21 protein-coding genes are annotated in these 24034 nt (G+C 33.3%); 2 read left to right on the top strand and 19 right to left on the bottom strand.

Annotated elements, in window-relative coordinates:
• Window positions 1-761 precede the first annotated feature (761 nt).
• Entirely contained in the window at window positions 762-1889 is a 1128-nt protein-coding gene (locus tag GTZ96_RS08835; RefSeq protein WP_161643214.1) for a hypothetical protein, read from the bottom strand.
• Window positions 1890-2243: 354 nt separating this feature from the next.
• On the opposite strand from GTZ96_RS08835, the gene GTZ96_RS08830 reads away from it, so the two are divergent.
• Both GTZ96_RS08830 and GTZ96_RS08825 read left to right on the top strand, forming a co-directional pair.
• Entirely contained in the window at window positions 2244-4148 is a 1905-nt protein-coding gene (locus tag GTZ96_RS08830) for a DUF294 nucleotidyltransferase-like domain-containing protein (protein WP_161643212.1), read from the top strand.
• A gap of 4 nt (window positions 4149-4152) precedes the next feature.
• Window positions 4153-4752, top strand: a complete 600-nt coding sequence (locus GTZ96_RS08825; protein WP_161643210.1) for a 3'-5' exonuclease — start codon at window positions 4153-4155, stop codon at window positions 4750-4752.
• Here the strand turns inward: GTZ96_RS08825 and GTZ96_RS08820 are convergent.
• The 18 genes from GTZ96_RS08820 to GTZ96_RS08735 all read right to left on the bottom strand — a co-directional run bounded on the left by GTZ96_RS08820 (window position 4744) and on the right by GTZ96_RS08735 (window position 23905).
• Window positions 4744-5244 carry a 4'-phosphopantetheinyl transferase family protein gene (locus tag GTZ96_RS08820; RefSeq protein ID WP_161643208.1) on the bottom strand — a complete coding sequence of 167 codons (501 nt, stop codon included), beginning with the start codon at window positions 5242-5244 and terminating at the stop codon, window positions 4744-4746. The two genes, GTZ96_RS08825 and GTZ96_RS08820, sit on opposite strands and share 9 nt — an antisense overlap.
• Window positions 5245-5595: 351 nt before the next feature.
• On the bottom strand, window positions 5596-5850 hold the full coding sequence (locus tag GTZ96_RS08815; RefSeq protein ID WP_161643206.1) for an acyl carrier protein: 255 nt from the start codon (window positions 5848-5850) through the stop codon (window positions 5596-5598).
• A gap of 13 nt (window positions 5851-5863) precedes the next feature.
• On the bottom strand, window positions 5864-7138 hold the full coding sequence (locus GTZ96_RS08810) for a beta-ketoacyl-[acyl-carrier-protein] synthase family protein (RefSeq protein WP_161643204.1): 1275 nt from the start codon (window positions 7136-7138) through the stop codon (window positions 5864-5866).
• A 39-nt stretch (window positions 7139-7177) separates the two neighbouring features.
• Complete coding sequence (locus GTZ96_RS08805) at window positions 7178-7609, bottom strand: 3-hydroxyacyl-ACP dehydratase FabZ family protein (RefSeq protein ID WP_161643202.1); 432 nt, start codon at window positions 7607-7609, stop codon at window positions 7178-7180.
• Between the two features lie 15 nt (window positions 7610-7624).
• Window positions 7625-8677, bottom strand: coding sequence for a type III polyketide synthase (locus GTZ96_RS08800; RefSeq protein WP_161643200.1), 1053 nt, complete (start codon window positions 8675-8677; stop codon window positions 7625-7627).
• Entirely contained in the window at window positions 8674-9387 is a 714-nt protein-coding gene (locus GTZ96_RS08795; RefSeq protein WP_161643198.1) for a methyltransferase domain-containing protein, read from the bottom strand. Before GTZ96_RS08795 ends, GTZ96_RS08800 begins: the two co-directional genes overlap by 4 nt.
• Window positions 9381-10520 (bottom strand): NAD(P)/FAD-dependent oxidoreductase, encoded by a 1140-nt coding sequence (locus GTZ96_RS08790; protein WP_161643196.1) that lies wholly within the window; start codon window positions 10518-10520, stop codon window positions 9381-9383. The genes GTZ96_RS08795 and GTZ96_RS08790 overlap by 7 nt, the downstream gene beginning before the upstream one ends.
• Before the next feature lie 111 nt (window positions 10521-10631).
• Complete coding sequence (gene acs, locus GTZ96_RS08785; RefSeq protein ID WP_161643194.1) at window positions 10632-12539, bottom strand: acetate--CoA ligase; 1908 nt, start codon at window positions 12537-12539, stop codon at window positions 10632-10634.
• 225 nt (window positions 12540-12764) lie between these two features.
• Window positions 12765-13175 carry a nuclear transport factor 2 family protein gene (locus GTZ96_RS08780; protein WP_161643192.1) on the bottom strand — a complete coding sequence of 137 codons (411 nt, stop codon included), beginning with the start codon at window positions 13173-13175 and terminating at the stop codon, window positions 12765-12767.
• Window positions 13176-13298: 123 nt separating this feature from the next.
• The gene (locus tag GTZ96_RS08775; protein ID WP_161643190.1) at window positions 13299-13985 is read right to left on the bottom strand and encodes a hypothetical protein; all 687 of its coding nucleotides are present in this window, start codon (window positions 13983-13985) and stop codon (window positions 13299-13301) included.
• A gap of 100 nt (window positions 13986-14085) precedes the next feature.
• Window positions 14086-14307 (bottom strand): hypothetical protein, encoded by a 222-nt coding sequence (locus tag GTZ96_RS08770; RefSeq protein ID WP_161643188.1) that lies wholly within the window; start codon window positions 14305-14307, stop codon window positions 14086-14088.
• 36 nt (window positions 14308-14343) lie between these two features.
• Complete coding sequence (locus GTZ96_RS08765) at window positions 14344-15330, bottom strand: DUF4238 domain-containing protein (RefSeq protein ID WP_161643186.1); 987 nt, start codon at window positions 15328-15330, stop codon at window positions 14344-14346.
• A gap of 452 nt (window positions 15331-15782) precedes the next feature.
• Window positions 15783-17255: a ketol-acid reductoisomerase gene (gene ilvC, locus GTZ96_RS08760; protein ID WP_161643184.1), complete on the bottom strand. Its 1473-nt coding sequence runs from the start codon at window positions 17253-17255 to the stop codon at window positions 15783-15785.
• A 15-nt stretch (window positions 17256-17270) separates the two neighbouring features.
• On the bottom strand, window positions 17271-17798 hold the full coding sequence (gene ilvN, locus GTZ96_RS08755; RefSeq protein WP_128195401.1) for an acetolactate synthase small subunit: 528 nt from the start codon (window positions 17796-17798) through the stop codon (window positions 17271-17273).
• Window positions 17799-17802: 4 nt separating this feature from the next.
• Window positions 17803-19491: a biosynthetic-type acetolactate synthase large subunit gene (gene ilvB / locus GTZ96_RS08750; RefSeq protein ID WP_161643181.1), complete on the bottom strand. Its 1689-nt coding sequence runs from the start codon at window positions 19489-19491 to the stop codon at window positions 17803-17805.
• A gap of 110 nt (window positions 19492-19601) precedes the next feature.
• Window positions 19602-21275, bottom strand: coding sequence for a dihydroxy-acid dehydratase (ilvD, locus tag GTZ96_RS08745; protein ID WP_161643179.1), 1674 nt, complete (start codon window positions 21273-21275; stop codon window positions 19602-19604).
• Between the two features lie 276 nt (window positions 21276-21551).
• A complete protein-coding gene (gene leuB, locus GTZ96_RS08740; RefSeq protein WP_161643177.1) occupies window positions 21552-22670 on the bottom strand; it encodes a 3-isopropylmalate dehydrogenase in 1119 nt (372 codons plus the stop codon).
• Between the two features lie 59 nt (window positions 22671-22729).
• Complete coding sequence (locus tag GTZ96_RS08735; RefSeq protein ID WP_161643175.1) at window positions 22730-23905, bottom strand: 2-isopropylmalate synthase; 1176 nt, start codon at window positions 23903-23905, stop codon at window positions 22730-22732.
• Window positions 23906-24034: the final 129 nt, after the last annotated feature.

Raw genomic sequence — 24034 nt, 5'->3', positions numbered from 1 at the left:
TTTTTTAAATGAATTAATAATTTTATCTGTGACAAATTTTGGCAATAAAAAAACCGCAAAAAGTGAATTTTGCGGTTTGGCGTAGTTTTGCGTAGTTTTACGTATTTTGTGTTAAATTATGTTAAAATAATTTTTAAAATGACAGTATAGCACACACTTTGTATTATATTGTTTTTTAATATCAGTCAAATAGTACTGTGCCGTTCTGTAAGTAATGTTTTCTAATAAGCTTTGAATCATTTTTGCATCTAGTGCGGTTGTAGGTTTCATTTCTGTTATTTGCATTGGTATTGATTTTAGCGGGGCGGGATTGTAGGGATTACCGCCCCAATTAAAAAATTGATAATTGATTATGTATTCTTTTATTGTCTCTCGAATAATTTTCGCCTTTGGGACGTATTGCAGCTTCAAAACTTTCTACTTTCAATACTAAAATTTCTTTAGAAGTCTGTAGCTTATACTCCGTGAACTTCTCTCGAAAGTCAGGGGTCGGAGGGGGGTCTGTTTTTGTAGGAATTTGTGAGTTCATTTTGTAAGAGTAAATTAACATATTTGTTAAGAAAAGCCGACTATCATAGGTCGGCTTTTTCCGTGACTTGATAATTTAGTTTTTTAGCCTTTTTAAGGCTCAGTTATACACAAAAATTCAAATTCGGATATTGCGTAATTAAAGCTCAAATTCTTTATAAAAAAGGCTTTTAAATTGATTTTTTGATGCACTGTTAACAGTCTGTAGTAGTGATTTAAAAAGTGTTGTTTTTTCATAATTTAAAATTTATAAAGTTTAAATATTCTAATACGTGGGCGTTGTGACGTACTTCGCTCTGAATTTTTACGTCTTTATGAATCAATAAGTCAAAAAGTTCTTTTACTTTTTTTCTCATTCGGGATTTTGCGACTTCTGTAGACTGAGCGTTTGCACCTTTAAAGGAATCCACTATAGGAAGCAATGCTTTATAGTCATAGCCTTTGAAAACGCAATTTTGGATTAACTCGTAAATAAGGTGGTCTGTAGGGCTTAAATTGGGGGCTTTTTGCCTTGCTTTATTCTCGATATAGGAGTTTATAGAAAAAATTACAACATTGTACAGATCCTTTTGGGAAATCTGTAAATATTCCTCTAAGGTTTTAAATTGCGGGCAGACCCCAAACTTTTTAAGTCTCTCTTTGTGAGCGTAGTTTTTTATAGTTACCTCAATTCTCGTAAGGTTTTTAATAGCGTGGTAATACTGAGGGAAAAGATAAAAGTTGTAAAATTCTGCTGATTTAGAAATAAGTTCGAATTCTTTATGATAGAATTTTATAAATGGGATTGAGGGTTTAGCATAATCACGCTTATTAAATGCCAATCCTAAATTGTTTGGTTGGCTTACAAAATGTAGATGTTTTTGCTTATTGCCACATTGAGCCGTTAATACGTGTAAAGCATCTTCAAAACATTGCGGTGAATTTGAATAGCGATTAATACAAATATCAACGTCTGAAATATACCCGCTTAAGAACGTTTCAAAACTGCAAGTAAAGACCTTAAAATCTAAAAATTCTTTATAGAGTATTTCGATGTTATTTTTGTTTATCCCCTCAAAATACCTGTACTTGAGTAACTTAGAAGAAACTGTAAGGTTAATGAATTTCGTTTGATTCTTTTCTTTAGTTTCATTGTCAAAAATCGGAATTTCACAAAGTCCGATTCTTATAGTCATTCCGTTGATTTCAAATTTTAGAGGTTTTGGCGGAAAAAGTTCGCAATCTACAGCGTCCAAAGATTCATAATAAACAGCCGTTTGGCTTGTTAAACGTAAGTCTACGACTTCACATAAGTGAAAAGGTATCTTAAGACTGAACGAATCCGTTAACGGTATATTAATAGGGATTTTTTTAGCTTCCATAATCAACTCTTTTAGAATCAGTTATGTAAAGCAATGAACTATAATTTATATTATGTAAAATAGAACTTTTATTTAATTAAGGCTACTTCTTCTGAAAACATTTAATTCTCATAATTTTTCATTCTATCTAAATGATTATTAAAACTATGTTTATTTCAATTACACAACTAGTTATTTCTATTGTTTCCTAATTTCAATCTATTAAAATGAAAACTTTTTTTCGAAAAAAAACAGATTCTCTAACAATAAATTGCAAAATGTTTCATTTAAATAAATCTATTATATTAAAATTAATAAGTACAAATTGTAACTAATTTATTTACTAATTTTGTTTTACTATTTTATCGAAAAAACATGAATATAATTGCGGGACAAATTGCCGATTTTTTAAAAAATTACGCACCTTTTAATCAGCTTACATCAGATCAATTAGCTGAGATTGCTAACAATATTCGTGTAATTAATTTAGAAAAAAAGCAAACTTTATTCAAGATTAACGAAACACTGCATGACAGTTTTTATGTTGTCGCTTCTGGTGTTGTCAACGTATCAGTAATTGCTGACGCCGAAGAAAGTGTCATTAATAAATGCCACGAAGGAACTATTTTTGGATTGCGTCCGTTTTTTGCTAAAAATAAATACAAAACAACTGCTAAAGCCAGAGAAGAAAGTTTGGTATATGCCATCCCTATTGCAGTTTTCAAACCTTTATTGGCAAATAATTCGGAGGTTTTAAACTTTCTTTTGGAAAATTTTGCCAGTAATTTACCTGAAGATCGTTCCTCAGAAGGAAATATTGCTTCGGACGGTTTTTATTCTGAAAAACAATCGGAAGCCCAGTTTTTCCAAACTTTAGCGTACAACACCACCCCTTTATTAGCTACTTCTGATAATACCGCACAGGAAGTTGCCCAATTAATGGCTGAATCGTTAAAGAATAACGTTATTATTTTTGAAAAAAGCGGCCCTATCGGAATTGTAACTCATGCTGATTTGGCTTCAAAAATTGCTACAGGGCGCTATCCTATTAATATTCCGGTAAGCAATATTATGTCTTCTCCGGTAGTGACTGTTTTAGAAAATGTTTCTTTGGCGGAAGCCCAATTACTAATGCTTAAAAACAATGTTACGCATTTATGTGTAACCGTTGACGGAACTGATAAATCAACTATTAAAGGAGTGATTTCTGAGCACGATTTAATTGCTGCTCAAGCAAGTAATCCAGGTGTATTGATCAAAGAAGTAAAACGTTCTTTATCATCAAATGAGCTTAAAGAAATTCGCGCCCGATTGACTAATTTAATTCAATCTTCGATTCAAAAAAACATTCCACTAACACATATTACCAATATTGCCAGTGAAATTAATTTTGCTGTTTTAAAACGTGCTGTTGAATTATCAATTTTAGAATTAGGCTCCCCTCCTGCTCGATTTGCCTGGTTGAGTATTGGTAGTCAAGGACGTAAAGAACAACTTTTATTAACTGATCAAGATAGTATTTTAGTATTTGAAGATGTTGCTCAGGATAAATATATTGAAGTAAAAGATTACTTTTTAAAGCTTGGGAAAAAGACAACCGCAACCTTAGAAAAAATAGGTTACGGATTATGTCCAAACGGACACATGGCAAGTAATATGTTGTGGTGTAAGTCTTTGACTGACTGGATTAAACAATATAACAATTGGATGAATACTACAAGAGAAAATACAGATAATTTAAGTAGTATTTTCTTTGATTGTGAGTTGGTTATTGGAGAGTTGAAAATTGAAAGTGCTATCAATAATATTATTTCTGAAAATGCCTATAACAATAATTTGTTTTTTGATTTTCTGGGGAATGATGCTTTGAGAAAAAATTCTCCTTTAAGTTTCTTCAAAAAATTTATAGTTGAAGAAGAAGGAATCCATAAAGACAAATTTGACATTAAAACCCGAGCGTTGATGCCTTTAATTGATAGTGCCAGACTCTTTACTTTGAGTCATGAAATCAAAGGAATCAACAATACTTATACCCGATTTAAGCAACTGGCTATAGCCGATCCTAAACATTCAGAAATTTATCTGAATTGTGCCGAAGCCTATTTATTTTTAACCAGAATCAGAACTTTGGAAGGTATAAAAAATGAAAATTCAGGACAATATATTAACTTAGAGGAACTTTCGAAAAATGACAGGGAAAAATTGAAGAATGCCCTGATTCCAATGAAAGAATTAGAAGAATTAATTAAAGATAAGTTTCAACTCACCCAATTCTCATAGATTTATGTTAGACTGGTTAAAAAATATCAATAAGGAACATCCTGAATTTTGGAAAGAATACTTAGCTAAATTCAGCAAAAAATCAAATCGATATGTCATTTTATCAACTGAAGCCACTGGGGATTCAATTGAAAAAGATGTCATTACCTTTATTAGTGCTTTTGCGGTAGTGAATGATTCTATTTCTATCAAAGATAGTTTTGAAACGATATTGCTACAGTATCGTTTTATGCATGACAACCATCTTTCAAATGAATATATTATTGAAAGTAGATTACTCAAATTGTCAGAACCAGAAGCTTTAAAAACTTTCATCGAATATTTAGGGAATGGAATCCTTGTAGGGCATCAAATACAATCTGATGTTGCCATGATTAATGCCTCCTTAGAAAGATTAGAATGCGGAAAATTGCGCAACGAAGCTTTAGATATTGATATCATGCATCGGAAATTAAATGAGATTAACGATGATAAAGAATTGTCTTTAGAAGAGCTTACGGATTATTATAAAATTCAAAAAACACATACAAATTCAACTACTGAAAAAGCATATAAAATTGCTTTACTATTCTTAAAATTGAAATTTAAGTTAGGACTAAAGTAGATTTATATATAGTGTTATTCCTTCCCAAAAATGCCCATGATGCGTAATAGAAACGGGATTTGAAATAGTTGTTTGAGCATCAATTATAAAAGGAAGTCCATTTGTTTTACTGATTTTTTCATCCAAATTAATCTTTTTTATCTGACTGAATAAATCTGTTTTGACTGCAGCTATAGTGTACACAAAATCATTTGTAACAATAGTTTCTGTATAATAAATGCGTCCATTGCAAGAAACCGTTCCTGTTGTTTCACTTTCGTAAAAACAAACTAATTGCAACGGAATATATCCCCGAATTCCCGTTTCCCGATTGTAAATTTTATAGGCTGCTTCTTTTCTAGACCATAAATTCCAGACCATAACTTCAGGGTTTTCGGCATTGGCGACAAGCGATTGCTCCTCTTGGGTAAATATTTTATCTAAAAAACCTTTTCGCTTCCAGTTGCTTTCTTTTTGGGCTAAAGCCAAATCTACAATGTCGTTTCCTATCATTTTTTCAATTTGCTACAAAACAGTTAATTCAATAATTTGTATTATTTATAAAACAAAATACTGTTGTTTTCGATTTTCAACTGTCCTTAGCTTCCGCAGTCGAGTGTCAAATGTTTGAAGAATGCGTAAAAGAAAAGCTGTTTGATCCGCCGCGGCGGAGAGTTCTTTTCTTTTAGACTCGAGCCGAAGGCGAACAGAGCGAAGCTAATTCGAAAACTAATTTGACCGACGAGGAAGGTTTTGTTTCTTTTTTGATCAAGCAAAAAAGAAAATTGGTAAATCTAAAAATACCTCGAACAGACAAAATCATCATCAAAAACTAATTACATCCAACAATTATAATTATCATACTTATTTTTCAGATAAATGCGTTTCAATAATTTCTATTGCAGCCTTAACATTAAACATTTTTTCCATCGCCTGGTTGTCAATTATGATATCGAATTTTTCTTCAATATCTAAAATTACATCCACCAGATTAGCCGAATTTATCTTTAAATCATTAATAAAATCAGTTTCTTCCGTTAATGAATCAAAGGCTAGCTGATCTTGGATATACGGTTTTACAATTACTTTTAAATGCTCTATTATTTCTTGTTTATTCATAGTTTGTTTTTATTTAATTTTTAAATTTCTTAAAAATAACACATCCATTCACATCTCCAAAACCAAAACTGGCTTTGGCAATAATATTCAATTCGGTTTCAATCAATTGTTGCGGAATTCTGGACGCATCAATTAGATTAGTTATTTCAGGATGCAAGTCTTCACAATTGCTATTTGGAAAAATAAATCCTTGATACAATTGCAACACTGTAGCAACACTTTCAACACTACCCGCTCCCGATAAACAATGACCAACCATGGATTTCAAGGAATTAATATACGGAAAATTATTTCCCTTTCGACCTAAAGCTTCACTCCAATTTTGTATTTCTAAACTATCTTTTGAAGTGGCCGTTAAATGCCCGTTTATGGCATCGATTTCATCTGCATTAATTCCAGCATTTTCAATAGCATCTGTAATGCATTTTTGTACCGCAATTGGATTTGGCGCAGTCATCGTTCCTAATCCACGCTGTCCTCCTGAATTGATATTTCCGCCTAAGACTTCAGCATAAATTCGTGCACCTCTCGCCAAAGCTGCTTCTAAATCTTCCAAAATCATTGCTCCTGCACCACTTCCGGGCACAAATCCAGATGCACTGGCACTCATAGGTCGGGATCCTTGTTCCGGAGTTTCATTGTATTTAAAAGTACACACTCGCATTGCGTCAAATCCGCCCCAAATATAAGGCCCGGAATCGCTGGTACTACCTGCTAAAATCCGTTTGGCTTGTCCTGATTTAATACGATCGTAAGCTATCATGATACTTTCGGTTCCTGTGGTACAGGCTGATGAATTAGTTGTCACTTGGTTTCCTAATCCTAATTTTCCACCCAAATAAGCGCTAATTCCGCTGTTCATGGTTTGGGCTACAGCAGTGCTACCTAATTTACGCGTTTGTAATTCATCAATTTTATAAATGCTTTCGCGAAATTTATCAATTCCCGATGTCCCTGTTCCAAAAATAGTTCCGCTATCCCAATCGGGTTCTTCATTATTTTCTATCGATAAACCGGCATCTTTCCAGGCATCCATTCCAGCAATAACACCATATAAAATCCCTGAAGAATTAAAATTTCTCAGTTCTAATTCCGAAAAATAACCCAATGCTAATTCAGTCGAAACTTCAGGTTTAGCAGAGATTTGACAAGAAAACTGTAATCGTTCTAACTCGGCATCTTTTTTAACACCAGAAATTCCATTTTTAATGGCGTTTGTAAATGCATCAAGTCCTACTCCATTTGGAGCTACTATACCTAATCCTGTTATTACGACACGTTTTTCCATTTTTACTGAATTTGAATTAAATGTTTCCCAAAACTAAATTTAAGAAGTTATCATTCCTGCAATTTCTCCACTGCAAACAACTTCCTCTTTTTCGTTTTTCATCGTCACCTTGCATTTTAATTTCCCGAATCTAAAATAGATTTTTTCTGAAATTACCGTTACTTTTTCATTTGGCCAAACCGCTTTTAAAAATTCGATATCCGTTGATGTTAAAGCAATTGCGGTATTATTATTAAGTGTATCATTTAACAGAAATATACCCAAACACACTACTCCTATTTGCGCCATGACTTCGGTCAAAATCACACCTGGAGTAATGGGATTATCTTTAAAATGACCTTTATAAAAATCTAGGTTTTTATCAAAAGTATAACAGCCTTCCACTCCATTTTCATCAATACGAATGATTTCATCGACAAACAAAAAAGGCTTGGAATACGGTAATTTGGATAAAATATTTTGATTCGTCATTGTTCTATTTTTATTTTAAAACCGCAATAAAACCCGTTGAGCCGAAAATCCGGGACCAAAACTCAGCATTAGTCCTGTAGAACCTTTTTCAGGTTTAGAATCCATAAAACGTTCTAAAACATATAAAACGGTAGCACTGGACATATTCCCATACAAACGCAATACTTCTTTAGTATCGTCTATATTTTTACCTAAATCAGAAAATAAATCTTCAACGGTTTGTACTATCTTTTTTCCTCCGGGATGAAATATTAAATGATCAATGTCTGCTATTTTCAAGTTGTTTTTCTCTAAAAATGGGTGAATGATAGCTGGAAAATGAGCCATAATTGTATCCGGAACTTCGATATCCAAAACCATTTGCAAGCCTGAATTAGTCAGTTTAAAACCCATCATGTGTTCATTATCATAAAAATGATACATTTCTTCGGCTAGTATTTCCGGGCCGTCATCGTCTTCATGTGAAGAAAGCAAAACGCAGGCAGCACCATCACCAAATATAGCGGCACTCACAATATTGGCCATCGAAAAATCATCTAGTTGAAAGGTAGCCGTTGGACTTTCAACAGCTATTACTGCTGCACGTTTCCCAGGATTGGCCTGCAAGAAGTTTTTAGCATAAATAATCCCCGAAATTCCTGCTGCGCACCCCATTTCGGTCACAGGAAGCCGCACAATATCCTGCCTTAATTGCAGCTTATTAATCAAATAAGCATCTAATGACGGAATCATAATTCCGGTACAACTTACCGTGATAATATAATCTAAATCTTCTGGTTTCCATTTTGACTTCAGCAAAGCTTTTTTTAAGACTTTTTCACCTAAATCAATCACCTCACGAACGTAAATATCATTTCTATCTTCAAAAGAAGTATTGGTAAAAACTTCAATGGGATCCATAACAGAATAACGTTTGTCTACTGCTGCACCTTCAAATATTTTTTTTACTTTCCGAATAAAACGTTCCTCCTGACCTTCTAACCACGCATCCAAAAACGGAATAATTTCGGCTGTAGTCCTTGAATATTTAGGCAGTTGTTTTGCAACTGTATGTATTTTTACACTCATATTTTTGATATTATCCATTGGTAACGAAAAGCCCATTTCCAGTGAATGGTATATTTTTTAAAATCTAATTTTTTAGAAAACCGTATTAAATCTTCCTTTTTAAAACCTCTTAAAATCGAAATTAATCCATCTTTCCTAGACATTGAATTCAATCGGAAAACAAAACACAACAACTGAAATAATCGATACGCAATGGGGCTTCTTTGTAAATCATTAATAACAATCCCAAGACATGCATTAGTATAAAAAACAGTCAATATTTCAATAATTTCATCTTCTTTAAAATGATGCAACACCAAGGTAGATAGCACAATATCATATTTTAATTCAGTAAAAGCTTCGTCAAATACATTCTCGCATCGATAGCTTATATTGGAATACTTTTTTGATAAATGAATCGCATGATTTATGGTGAAATTATTGGCATCGATACCAATTAGTTTTAATTTTAAATTGTTTTGAAAACCGTAATCAGCCAGAGTTCTCAACATATCGCCATTGCCGCAACCTATATCTACAATTGTAATTTCAGTATCAATAGGAACATTTTTTAATAAGGTTTTGACACCTAGTAAAGTTAGCTTGTTTCCTCCCAAAAGTTGATTGATTTTGGCAATTTTATCCAATGCATCACGCAAAATTTCCCCTTCCAACGTAAAATCATCCATGATTTCAGACTTCTCTGTTCTATATTTAGTACTGATTAACATTTTGGATGGATATTAATGGGTTTGCCGTGTGTATGTTTTATTATAATTGACAGTAAAAAAGGAAATTTGATTATTATACGCATAATTAGTGCCGCTAACTTTTGCCTTTGTAAAACAGCAGCTAACAAGCGTCCCATTTTTAATCTGTTACTAAAATTACGATTCCATTCATTTTGGTATTTGGTTTCTAATTCCAGTCGTGATTTAATTTTGTGATTGAAATATTCCCCAATCAATTCCGATACAATTTTTGCACTATGTATCGCCATGGCCATTCCGTTTCCGCATAATGGATGAATTAATCCGGCGGTATCACCAATCATCAGAATATGATTTTCTACCGCTTTTTTTTTATCAAAAGAAATTTGGCTTATCGTTAAAGGTTTTTCAAATAACGGCAGGCAATTATCCAAAATCGACTTTAAATGAGGATTTTTAGAAATTACATTCATTTGATATTCTTCAATATTCTTGTACTGTTTGAATGTTTTGTAATCGGCTAAGTAACAAATATTAATTCTTTCATTCTCCACTTTAGAAACACCGCAATAGCCTCCTTTAAAATGATGTAATCCAACTAAATCATTTGGAAAAACACCTGAATAATGAGCTTTTACCGCTAACCATGGCGCTTTTTTATGAATAAAATCTCTACCTAATTTTTGATCAATATTAGACCGTTTGCCAAAAGCTCCAATTAGAATTTCAGATTTTAAAACAGCATTTTTTGCAGTAGTTACGGTAAATTGATTTTCTGAAAAAGAAATATTTTCAACTGAATCGGGAATGATTTCGCATCCATTTTCTATTGCTTTTTTGCATAAAAATTCATCCAATAAATACCTGCTGACACCAAAACCTCCAAGAGGCAAATCACTATCGAGGATTTTATCATCAAGAAAAGAAAACTGAAATTTAGTTAAGTGCGTTGGTTTTAAATCTTCACAATCTACATCTAACCAATTCAAATACGACAGCACTTCATTTGAAATGTATTCACCACAAACCTTATGTTTTGGGAATTCATTCTTTTCGATCAAAATAACTTTCAAACCAATTTTAGATAAATGAATAGCAGCGGTAAGTCCCGCTAATCCGCCACCTACAATTAGTATCGCTTTCTCTTTTTCCATAGAATCACTAATTTAGGCTATTTCTTTCAAAAAAAACTTTTTTGATAAAAAAAAAGCTGCTTCATGACGAAACAGCTTTTCCAATTGGTTACTTATATTTATAGTTTTTTGTTATTTTTTTTCGTTTTGAATCTCTTCAATAATCTCTGGATTCAATAAAGTACTCGTGTCACCATAATCTGTAAAATTACCTTCGGCAATTTTCCTAAGGATTCTACGCATAATTTTTCCTGAACGCGTTTTTGGTAATCCTGAAACAAATTGAATCTTATCTAATTTTGCAATTGGACCTACGTGATCGGTTATATGTTGGTTTATTTCGATAAAAAGGTTTTCCTTATTTCTAATTTCACCTGTTTCTTTCAATATTACATAACCATACAAAGCTTTCCCTTTTACATCGTGTGGAAATCCTACTACAGCACTTTCAGCAACTGCAGGATGCTCATTAATAGCATCTTCAATTGGAGCCGTACCTAAATTATGACCTGAAACAATGATCACATCATCCACACGACCTGTGATTCTGTAATAACCTACTTCGTCACGTAAAGCGCCGTCTCCAGTAAAATATTTACCCGGATATTGAGAAAAATAAGTATCCTTATAACGTTGGTGATCATTCCAAATCGTTCTAGCCATTCCTGGCCAAGGAAATTTAATACACAAACTTCCTACTACTTGATTTCCTTCGATTTCATTTCTCTTATCATCCATCAAAACCGCTTGGATTCCAGGTAATGGAAAAGTAGCATAAGTAGGTTTTGTAGGTGTGATGAAAGCCAATGGCGAAATCATAATTCCTCCCGTTTCAGTTTGCCACCAAGTATCAACTACAGGACATTTTTTACCTCCTACATGATCATTAAACCAGTGCCAGGCTTCTTCATTGATAGGTTCTCCTACTGATCCAATTACTTTTAAACTTTTTAAAGGATATTTTTGAACGTATTCCAATTTTTCTTTTGCCAAGGCTCTAATAGCAGTTGGCGCCGTATAAAATTGACTCACCTTATGTTTTTCAATTACTTCCCAAAAACGACTGTGGTCTGGGTAAGAAGGTACGCCTTCGAATATTACAGTTGTAGCCCCATTCAACAATGGACCGTATAAAATATAAGAATGACCTGTTATCCAACCAATATCGGCGGTACACCAGAAAATATCATTCTCTTCATAGCTGAAAACATTTTTGAAAGTATAGGCTGTAAAAACCATATAACCCGCTGTAGTATGCACCATTCCTTTAGGATTCCCGGTAGAACCAGAAGTGTAAAGAATGAACAAAGGATCTTCGGCATCCATTATTTCGGCAACACTATTATCTGAAGCTTCATCTAATAAAGGTTGTAACCAAATGTCTCTGCCTTCTTTCATGTTAACCGCAGTGTTGGTTCTTTTCACCACTAAAACAGTACTAACAGATGGACTTTTATCTAATGCATCATCAACAATTTCTTTTAATTCAATTGTTTTATTTCCGCGGAAACCTCCATCAGAAGTAATTACCATTTTACTATCACTATCATTGATTCGGGTAGCTAGAGCTTTAGATGAAAATCCTGCAAATACAACTGAGTGTATTGCTCCAATTCTGGCACAAGCTAAAATAGATACAGCTAATTCAGGAATCATTGGTAAGTAGATACAAACACGATCTCCTTTTTTAATTCCTTGCTCACGCAATACATTAGCCATCTTACACACGCGTTGGTGTAATTCATTATAGGTGATGTGTAATGCTTCTTCGTCTGGATTGTTAGGTTCGAAAATGATGGCAGTCTTCTCCCCTCTTTTATTTAAATGCCTGTCAATACAGTTTTTAGTCATATTTACTTTAGCACCGGCAAACCATTGAACTTCAGCTTCTGCCATATCAAATTCAACGACTTTATCCCATGGTTGGTACCATGTGAAATTTTCTTCTGCTATTTTTCCCCAAAATTTTCTTGGTTCACGAATCGACTTATTGTAATGCTTAAAATATTGCTCTAAATTATCAACTTTATAGTAACTCATCCCTGTTTATATTTTGTATAAATGTATTAAATCTGATTCTATTTTTAAAACAAAATAAATCATAAATCAGTGCAATTTAATTAAAATAATGAAATCCAATCCTAATAAAAATGCAAATTATTCAAAATCCCGTTTAAAAACACCAAATTTACAAAAACAAAAAAGACGAAATAGATTATTACTTCGCCTTTTTTGAATTAACGTTAATTGTATGTCAAGTCTCAATTACAATCTTCTTTCTGTTTCGTTTATTGCTAAATCGTTAATACTTGCAAAGCGTTTTTTCATAAACCCATTTTCGTCAAATTCCCAATTTTCATTACCGTAAGAACGAAACCATTGTCCATTATTATTACGCCATTCATATTCAAAACGAACCGCAATCTTGTTATCGGTAAAAGCCCAAAGTTCTTTTTTGAGTTTATAATCCAATTCTTTTTCCCATTTGGCAGTCAAAAATTGCCTTACTTCTTCTCTTCCATTAATAAAAAGATCTCTATTTCTCCATTCCGTATCAATGGTGTAAGCCAATGAAACTTTTTCAGGGTCTTTAGTATTCCAGGCATCTTCCGCCATTCGTACTTTCTGAGTTGCAGTTTCAAAATTAAACGGCGGAAGTGGTAGTTTTTGTGTCATTTTTTTATTTTTTTGTCATCTCATCAAGTGGCTCTTTAATAAGCCGCATTGCAAACGCTTTGTTTTGTTTTTAAAAGTAAGTAGGTTCTCGTTGTAAATGAGAACCAGATTGGGATATGTTTTTTAGAAAGTATTTTTATCTTTATTTGTCATATTTTTATCTTCTTCTAATTGAGCATTTTCTAATATTTTCACAATATTTGGTTGGTAAATTTCAATATCAACTGAATAATAAACACCCCTATCTTTTAATCGGATTTCAATTCTCTTTGTGCCAATGTTCCAACTATAAACTTCATAACTATAACCTTTTTTGGTTTCAAAACTTTCGGGAATTGTATTGCTAGTATAGGGTTCTTTATACTTTTCCGAAATTACGGATTTAAGAAACTCAATTTGTCTTGGAATTTCAGATTCATATTCGTCGTAGTGAATTGGGGTTCCATAAATGTGTAATAGGTATAGTTTTGATTTATAATATAAACCATATAGTCCGTATTCACTAAACTTATAATTTCCGATAAAACAATCAGGAAAGTCTGAGTTTGAATATTCTTTTCTTTTACTTTTTTTTATAAAATCTTCAAGTTTTTTTTTTGTTTCCTTTTCTGAGTCTCCAAATTTTATATCTCCAATCACTTTTTCTTGTTCGGTAAGGACAATACTGTCTGGCATTTTTTTATTTTTATTTTCAGAATTTACAATGCTATCTGCTAACTTATCTATTCTATCTATTTCTGCATCAGTCATTTCTTTTTCTTTACAAGAAAAAATAAACAACATAAAAATTATAAAAGCTATTTTTTTCATATTAAGGTTTGTTTTTTAGGATTAAAGGTTTTCGGGTTTATTCATTCCGTCTTTTTAAGTGAATGATTTTTAAAATTATACTATTATGGTAAAGTTTTTTTTAAAGTGTCGTTTTTTTTGTTGCTACTTTTTCAACCACTTCCTTGGGATACATCTTTAAAGGTTTGGCATCATTTTTTAACAATTCTAATTTCTGTTCTAGGTTTAATATGCGTTCTTCTAATTCATTGTTTTTAGAAGTATCTTTTAATCCAAAAATGATGGTAACAAAAACTGCAATTATTGATATTCCTAATGGAAGCCATTTTGTTTTTAAAAGCAAGTAGGTTCTCGTTGCAAAAGAGAACCAGAGGAACTATCATTTTCCATTAACTTTAATTGTCGCTCGTTCTATTGATATTTCTTTATTTATGTCCCCATTAGCCAATTTAAGCTTCTCTATTAATTTGAAGTCCTTTTTTGAAGAATATACTTCGTCGTTAGCCAAAATATATTGAGAACAATTATATTGTCTTAATTCTAGCTCTGTTAAAATTTTGAATTTGTTATTTTCAGTTTTGTCGTCACAAAATACTTCGTCGTCCCATATTGTCAAGATGATGTTTTTGCTAATAGGAAAAATTATTTCAACTCCTTTCATACCAAATCCGTCATAGAAAGCAGTTTGATTTTTGAGATGCGGCTTTAATATAATTGGGTTATCTGACGTGAAAACGGTGTTGTTTGTAGCAATTTTATATTTCCATATTTTTTTAATTAATTGGTCTTGTATGTCTGCAATTAGTTTTTCATCTAAGAATATCTCCGAATGTAAAACAGGGGCAAAATCGCTTTCCCTATTAAGGGCAGTGGCTTCGCTACAGTCAATGTCTTCGTATTTTTTTTTCATTGCAGATACAACCTCGTTTCTTTCTTTTTGTGCTTTTTGTTGAGCATCCCAATACATATCTCTAATATTGGGCATTCTCAAATATTGTATGGCTATTAGAACAGCAAATAGGTCACGTTCTTTATTGTTAAAAATCTCTAATGTTTCTTTATGATTAGTCCACACTGATGCTGCTTTAATTATTTTATTTAAAAGCTCAGAGTGTAGGCTTTCAATATTTTCTGCTAATACTTTTTTCTCAATGAAATTACTATCTATGTCTTCCGAAAATCCCCGATTTAAATATTTTTCGGGAATTGCGTAAAAATTGTCTTTATAGGCAGTTTTAGCAATGCTTTGCGGATAGCCTTTGTTTTTGTTTGTTTTGCTATAAACAAAAACAAATTTTTCATTTTCGGAAAAGTTTCTCAAGTAGCATTGAGGAATAAAATGTTGTCTTACGTGTTCCTTTGCCATATATTTGGGTATTTAAGCCTTACAGCTAATTTGTTATATACGCAACTTCAAAAGTTGAAATATATTTACTTTATTGATTTTAATTATTCTATTTCGAAAACATAAAAAACACAATGCCAATTTTAAAATTGTCGTTATTATTTTTGCTTTTATCAAATATATAAAATTTATCTTATAAATAATTATTTTCTAGCTAATGTGATTGCGTCGTTCCGATAGCTATCGGAACTCTCAATGACTATATTGGGTGTTTATTATGAAACTATTCGTGTTTCTTAGCCCCGATTGTAGTGGAAATCCTTTTCTTTTTTTCTTAAAAAAGAAAAGATTGTAGCGAAAAGCGGGAGCATACGCTATTGAATACCGAAAGAGTTCTGCTCCTAAAAATCTGGGCACAAAAAAAACGGAGTAATTATTTACTCCGCTTTCTTTTCTTTATTAAAATATCGTGATTAAACGATTTTTTTCATTGCAGTCATAGACTCTCTCAACCAAGCTCCTACTTCTTCAACAGGGTGGTTTCTGATAATTGAATTAACTTCGATTAATTCTTTGTTATCAACACCATTTGTTCCGTTACCAAATGGACGTCCAACTAAGTTAGATGGTGCATTTTTAACGTACTCAGCGATTAATGGCTTAGCAGCATGATCAAACAAATAACATCCGTACTCAGCTGTATCAGAGATTACACGGTTCATTTCAAACAATTTCTTTCTTGCAATTGTATTAGCAATAAGTGGAGTTTCGTGTAATGACTCGTAGTAAGCAGACTCTTCGATAATTCCTGAATCAGTCATAGCTTCAAAAGCTAATTCAACACCAGCTTTTACCATAGCTACCATTAATACTCCGTTATCGTAGTACTCTTGCTCAGAGATTTCAACATCTCCAGCCGGAGTTTTCTCGAAGTTAGTTGCTTCAGTAGCAGCTCTCCAAGTTAATAAGTTTTTATCGTCATTAGCCCAGTCTTCCATCATAGTTTTAGAGAATTCTCCAGAGATGATATCATCCATGTGCTTTTGGAACAATGGACGCATGATGTCTTTTAATTCATCAGCAACTTTAAATGCAGCGATTTTAGCAGGATTAGACAATCTGTCCATCATGTTAGTGATACCACCATGTTTCAATCCTTCAGTGATAGTTTCCCATCCGTATTGGATTAATTTAGAAGCATATCCAGCATCAACACCTTCAGCAACCATTTTATCAAAACATAAGATAGATCCTGTTTGTAACAATCCACAAAGGATAGTTTGCTCTCCCATTAAATCAGATTTTACTTCAGCTACGAAAGATGAACGTAAAACTCCTGCTCTGTTTCCTCCTGTTGCAACTGCGTAAGCTTTTGCCTGATCTAAACCTAAACCGTTTGGATCATTTTCAGGGTGAACAGCGATTAATGTAGGTACACCAAATCCTCTTTTGTACTCTTCACGTACTTCAGATCCCGGACATTTAGGAGCACACATAATAACTGTTAAGTCTTTACGGATTTGCATTCCTTCTTCTACAATATTAAAACCATGAGAGTAAGCTAAAGTAGCTCCTTGCTTCATTAATGGCATAATTGTAGTAACTACAGCAGTGTGTTGTTTATCTGGTGTAAGGTTACATACTAAATCAGCAGTTGGAATTAATTCTTCATAAGTTCCCACGTTGAAACCGTTATCAGCAGCGTTCATGAAAGAAGCTCTTTTTTGAGCAATAGCTTCAGGACGTAATGCATAAGAAATATCTAAACCTGAATCTCTCATGTTTAAACCTTGGTTCAAACCTTGAGCACCACAACCAACGATAACTACTTTTTTACCTTTTAAAGCTTCGATTCCATTAGCAAATTCTGATTGATCCATGAATTCGCAAACGCCTAATTGTTCTAATTGTAATCTAAGTGGTAATGAATTGAAATAATTTGCCATTTTCTAATATTTAATTTATGATTTTAATTCTTCTAATAATAAACTTGTCACTTCCATTTTTTCTTTGGAAACTGATATTCTTCCTGAACGTACAAACTGCATAATTCCAAAAGGCTTTAATTTAGAATGTAGTTCTTCAATTTCTGAACGTCTTCCTGATTTTGAAATCACAAAAAAGTCTCTGGATACAGTTACAATTTCGGAATGACTTTCTTTGATAATGTTTTGAATTTGTCTTTCGTCAAATAATAAACTCGAATTGATTTTGAATAAAGCACTTTCCAGGAAGATAGTTTCTTCATCTACGTGATAAAACGCTTTAATTACTTCAATTTGTTTTTCGATTTGACCAACAATATTTTGTACCCATTTTTCAGTAGTATCCACTACAATTACAAATCGGGAAACGTTTTCAATTTCCGATTCGGATACATTTAAACTCAATATATTGATGTGGCGTTTTAAGAATATCCCGGATATTCTGTTCAATAAGCCAACGTTGTTTTCTGAATATACAGAAATGGTGAATGTTTTATTTTCCATAATATTAACTTAATCGGATGTCAGAAACCGAAGCTCCTGTTGGAATCATTGGGAATACATTGTTCTCTTTTTCAACCATAACTTCAAGGAAATAAGAGTCTTTAGAAGCCATCATTTCAGCAATTGCTTCATCTAATTCTTCTCTCTTAGTTACTTTTCTGGCTTTGATATAATAACCTTCGGCAATAGCACAAAAGTTAGGATTTGTCATCACTGTAGAAGCATATCTATAGTCAAAAAACAATTCTTGCCATTGTCTTACCATTCCTAAAAATTCGTTGTTCAATACCACAATTTTTACCGGTACCTTAGTTTGATGAATAGTTCCTAATTCCTGAATATTCATCTGGAAACCACCATCACCAATAATTGCAACAACTTCGCGATCCGGTCTACCCATTTTAGCTCCAATTGCAGCCGGTAAAGCAAATCCCATTGTTCCTAAACCTCCTGAAGTTACATTACTTTTAGTTTGGTTAAATTTAGCATAACGGCAAGCAAACATTTGGTGTTGACCAACATCAGAAACCATTATTGCATCCCCTTTCGAGTGTTTGTTAATCATTTCGATAGTTTCCCCCATTGAAATTCCTTTTCCATTCGTTGGAGCCAATTCTTCATTGATAACCGCATCTAATTCAATTTCGTATTTCTTCTTGAATTCGTTATGCCATTCTTCGTGAGAATTCTTTTCAATAAGAGGCAATAATGCTGTTAAAGCTTCTTTTAAATCAGCTAATACAGCCACCTCAGTTTTTACGTTTTTATCAATTTCTGCCGGGTCAATTTCGAAATGAACCACCTTAGCCTGTTTAGCATAAGTAGCTAGATTTCCAGTAACACGGTCATCAAAACGCATTCCTAACGCAATTAAAACATCGCATTCGTTAGTTAAAACATTCGGTCCGTAATTTCCGTGCATTCCAACCATTCCTACGTTCAATTCGTGTTCTGTAGGCAAAGCAGAAAGACCTAATATAGTCCAGGCTGCTGGTATTCCTGATTTTTCAATCAATGCTTTCAATTCTTCTTCAGCCTTACTAAGAATGATTCCCTGACCAAAAATAATCATCGGCTTTTTAGCCTTATTGATTATTTCAGCCGCTGCCGCAACCTTTTCTATTTTTAGAACCGGTTTTGGGTGGTAACTTCTGATATCAGTACATTTTTTGTAACTAAAATCTAAAGTATCAAACTGTGCATTTTTAGTAATATCAACTAATACTGGTCCCGGGCGTCCTGAACGGGCAATATAAAATGCCTTTGCCATAATTTCAGGAATTTCATCAGCCTCAGTAATTTGGTAATTCCATTTTGTTACCGGAGTCGAAATTCCAATAATATCTGTTTCCTGAAAAGCATCAGAACCCAATAAATGTTTCCCTACCTGTCCAGTGATACATACCATTGGAGTAGAATCGATTTGAGCATCGGCAATACCTGTAACCAAGTTTGTTGCTCCTGGTCCAGAAGTTGCAATAGCAACCCCTACTTTTCCGGTAGCTCTGGCAAAACCTTGTGCAGCATGAGCAGCACCTTGTTCGTGACGCACCAATACGTGGTGCAATTGATCTTGAAATTTATATAATTCGTCGTAAACCGGCATTATGGCACCTCCAGGGTATCCATAAACTAAGTCAACTCCTTCGGCTAATAAGCATCTGATAACTGCTTCTGCTCCTGATATTTTCATACTTTATTTTTTTTCAAAAAATCAATGTCAATGGCAATGTCAAAAATCAATTTCAATAGTAAACTGATTATTCATATTTTCATTGATATTCCAATTGATATTGTTATTTATTATTTGTCAGTAACACATCCCTCAGATGCACTGGATACTGAACGCATATACTTAAGTAAAACTCCTTGTTTGATTGGTGATTCTGGTTGTTTCCAGTTAGCTTTACGTTTTGCGAATTCTTCATCAGAGATTTTCATATCAATAGTGTTTTTCACAGCATCAATTGTAATAACATCTCCGTTTTCGATTAAAGCAATTCCTCCACCTTCGTAAGCTTCCGGAGTAACATGTCCAACTACAAAACCATGAGAACCTCCAGAGAAACGTCCGTCAGTAATCAAAGCTACAGTATTTCCTAAACCAGCTCCCATAATAGCAGAGGTTGGTTTCAACATTTCAGACATTCCAGGACCACCTTTTGGGCCGCAATAGCGGATAATGACGACATTACCTGGTTTTACTTCACCTGCTTGGATTCCTCTGATTACATCTTTTTCACCTTCAAAAACTACAGCTGTACCTTCAAAAAATTCTCCTTCTTTTCCACTAATTTTTGCCACACAACCTTCTGAAGCAATATTTCCGTATAAAATTTGGATATTTCCAGTTGCTTTTAATGCTTTTTGGATTTCAAAAATTACTTCCTGACCATCGTGTAAATCAGGAATAGAAGCTAAATTTTCAGCAATTGTTTTACCTGTTACAGTCAAACATTCACCGTGTAAGAAACCTTCTTTTAATAAATATTTCATTACTGCAGGAACACCACCTACATTATGTAAATCTTCCATTAAGTATTTACCACTTGGTTTCAAGTCGGCTAATAATGGTGTTTTATCGCTGATATCCTGGAAATCTTTTAATGTTAATTCAATACCTACAGAATGAGCCATTGCAATTAAGTGCATTACTGCATTTGTAGAACCTCCTAAAACAGCTACCATTGTAATAGCATTTTCGAAAGCTTTACGAGTCATAATATCTCTAGGCTTAATATCTTTTTCTAATAATATTCTGATCGCTTTTCCGGCATCAACACATTCTTGTTTTTTTTCCGGGCTTAAAGCAGGGTTAGAAGAACTGTAAGGCAAACTCATTCCTAATGCTTCAATTGCCGATGACATAGTGTTAGCAGTGTACATTCCACCGCAAGCACCTGCGCCTGGGCAAGCATTTTGAATTACACCTTTGAAATCTTCCGGCGTAATTGTGTTGCTGATTTTTTTCCCTAAGGCTTCAAATGCAGAAACAATATTCAAATCCTGACCTTTCCATTTTCCTGGGTGAATCGATCCTCCATAAACCATAATAGAAGGGCGATTTACTCTTCCCATAGCCATTAGAGCTCCTGGCATATTTTTATCACAACCTGGAACAGCAATCATACCATCGTACCATTGTGCACCCATAACTGTTTCGATAGAATCGGCAATTACATCGCGAGAAACTAAAGAAAAACGCATTCCATCATTCCCATTTGAAATACCATCACTAACACCGATAGTATTAAAAATCAATCCTACTAAATCTTCTTTCCAGACTCCAGTCTTAATATCTTTAGCCAAATCATTTAAGTGCATGTTACACGGATTTCCGTCGTAACCCATACTTACAATTCCTACCTGAGCTTTTTTAAGATCCTCTTCTGTCAATCCAATTCCGTAAAACATCGCTTGAGAAGCCGGTTGTGTTTCGTCCTGAGTAATTGTCTTGCTATATTTGTTTAATTCCATCGTATTTTTTATTTATTTTTTGTGTAATATAATTCCAAAAAAAAACTCCCAATTTACTGGGAGTTATATAATATTATTTTTCAATTATATTAATAGCTTCCCTTATGCATTTGTTGATACAACAATGACATTAACGACAGAAACTAATACTATTGAATTTTTCATTTTCTTTTTTTGATGGAACAAAAGTATAAAAACCTTTATATCTAAAAAAATAAAAAATAAAATTTTATGGATTTCTTACCATTAACCTCAATTATCTATCAAAATAGTGTATTATACTATTGTTGACTGACCTAAATGTACATTATCATTATTAAAATACATCAAGTCATCTTTATTCAAAATAAAATTGGAAATAAATTCTCCAACTTCATTGGTTCCAAATTTTGAATCTGGATTTAAATCTATTGTAACAACATTGAATTCAATCGCTTTTTCTACACCTTGATATACTTTCTTAGCTTCTTCGTTAAGACCAAAATGTTCTAATAACATCGCTGCTGAAAGTATGGCTGCAAAAGGATTGGCAATATTCCTTCCTTTGGCGTGAGGATAAGAACCATGAACTGGCTCAAACAACACATTTTTTTCTCCTAATGAAGCCGATGCTAACACTCCTATTGAACCTGTAATAACACTTGCTTCATCAGACAAGATATCTCCAAATAAATTTTCGGTCAATATTACATCAAATTGCTTTGGATTAGATATAATTTGCTTTGCTGCATTATCAGCATACAAAAATTCTAAAGTTACATCAGGATAATTAGCTCCAACATTTTTAACCACATTTCTCCATAAACGTGAAGTTTCAAGAACGTTAGCCATATCAACTAAGGTTACTTTTTTTCTTCTATTTTGAGCCGATTTAAATGCTAAATGAGCGATTCTTGAAATCTCGTCTTCCGTATATTCACATAAATCAGAAGCAATTGTTCCTGATTCGTTTAATTTTTTTTCTCCAAAATAAATTCCAGCGGTTAACTCTCTATAAATAATAAAATCAACCCCTTCTACTTTTTCTCTTTTTAAAGGAGAAACATCAACCAAACCTTTAAAAGGTTTAAGAGGTCTGATATTAGCATAAAGACCTAACTCTTTTCTCAATCGCAATAATCCTTGCTCTGGACGAACTTTTGCATTAGAATCAGTATCATATTTTGGATCACCAATTGCACCCAGCAAAACAGCATCTGTATTAAGACATAGATTTAGTGTTTGTTCCGGAAGTGGAGAACCTGCTTTATCTATTGCGATAGCTCCCACAAGAGCATCTTCAAAAATAAAATCATGTTCGTAAACCACTCCTATAGCATACAAAGCTTTTTTTGCCTGTAAGATTACTTCAGGACCAACACCATCACCCGATAATACAGCAATTTTTAAGTTCATGAGATTAATTTTTTAAGTAAAAGCTGCAAATTTAATAATTTAAAACTCCTAACCCCTAACTATCGCTTAATTAAATCTCCTTCTATTTTTGAAGCAGCAATAATTAAATGAATATCATCGTCTAAAACTTCTTTTTTGACGTCAGCAAATTTCAAAAACTCGACGTAGACGACATCTAACTGCGTTTTTGTTAACTCGTAACCTACTTTTTTAGCTCGGTAAGCCAATGCCGCTCTACCGCTTCTGGCGGTAAGAACAATTGATGATTCATTAACTCCTACATCTAAAGGATCGATGATTTCATAGGTAGCTCTGTTTTTGATTACACCATCCTGGTGAATTCCAGAACTATGAGCAAAAGCATTAGCTCCAACAATTGCTTTATTAGGTTGCACCATCATACCCATACTTTCAGAAACCAAACGACTCATTTCGTTCAATTGTCTTGTATTGATATCAGTATATAAATTCAAATCTGGATGTTGTTTGAAAATCATTACCACTTCTTCAAGTGCTGTGTTTCCTGCTCTTTCTCCAATACCGTTAATAGTACATTCGATTTGTCTTGCTCCATTTATAGCGCCAGCAATAGAATTGGCAGTTGCCATTCCTAAATCGTTATGACAGTGACAAGAGATCGTTACATTTTCAATACCTTTTACGTTTTCTTTTAAGTATTTAATCTTTGCTCCATACTCATCAGGCAAACAATAACCGGTTGTATCAGGGATATTTAAAACTGTAGCTCCTGATTTAATAACTTCTTCACAAACTTGAGCCAAGAAAGCATTATCGGTTCTTCCTGCGTCTTCTGCATAAAATTCTACATCTTCTACATAAGATTTTGCATGAGCAACAGCCGCTTTAGCTCTTGCTATAATATCTTCTCTTGTTGTTTGTAATTTATGTAATATATGAGAGTCTGAAGTTCCTATTCCAGTATGAATACGTGGTCTTTTAGCATGTTTTAGGGCTGCCGCTGCTACATCAATGTCGTTTTTCACAGCTCTGGTCAAACCACAAACAGTTGCATTTTGAACAAGTTTACTAATCTCAGTAACAGATAAAAAATCGCCAGGACTAGAAACCGGAAAACCAGCTTCAATAATGTCAACCCCCATTCCGTCTAATCGTTCCGCTATAACGAGTTTCTGATTGGTATCTAATTTACATCCTGGGACTTGTTCGCCATCTCGCAAAGTGGTATCAAAAATTTGGACTTTCTCTCTATTCATTTTCATTTATTTAATGTAATTTCACATCTTGATAACAAAAATATATTCTTTAGTTTGAATAGAAAATTCATTTTAATCGAATATACTGTTTATAAGCCTAGTATTGGCTACTTAAACTATTCAAAATCA

Origin of the sequence: Flavobacterium undicola (assembly GCF_009909155.2) — a bacterium.
Classification (GTDB): domain Bacteria; phylum Bacteroidota; class Bacteroidia; order Flavobacteriales; family Flavobacteriaceae; genus Flavobacterium; species Flavobacterium undicola.
This window is presented reverse-complemented; position numbering and strand designations above follow the sequence as displayed.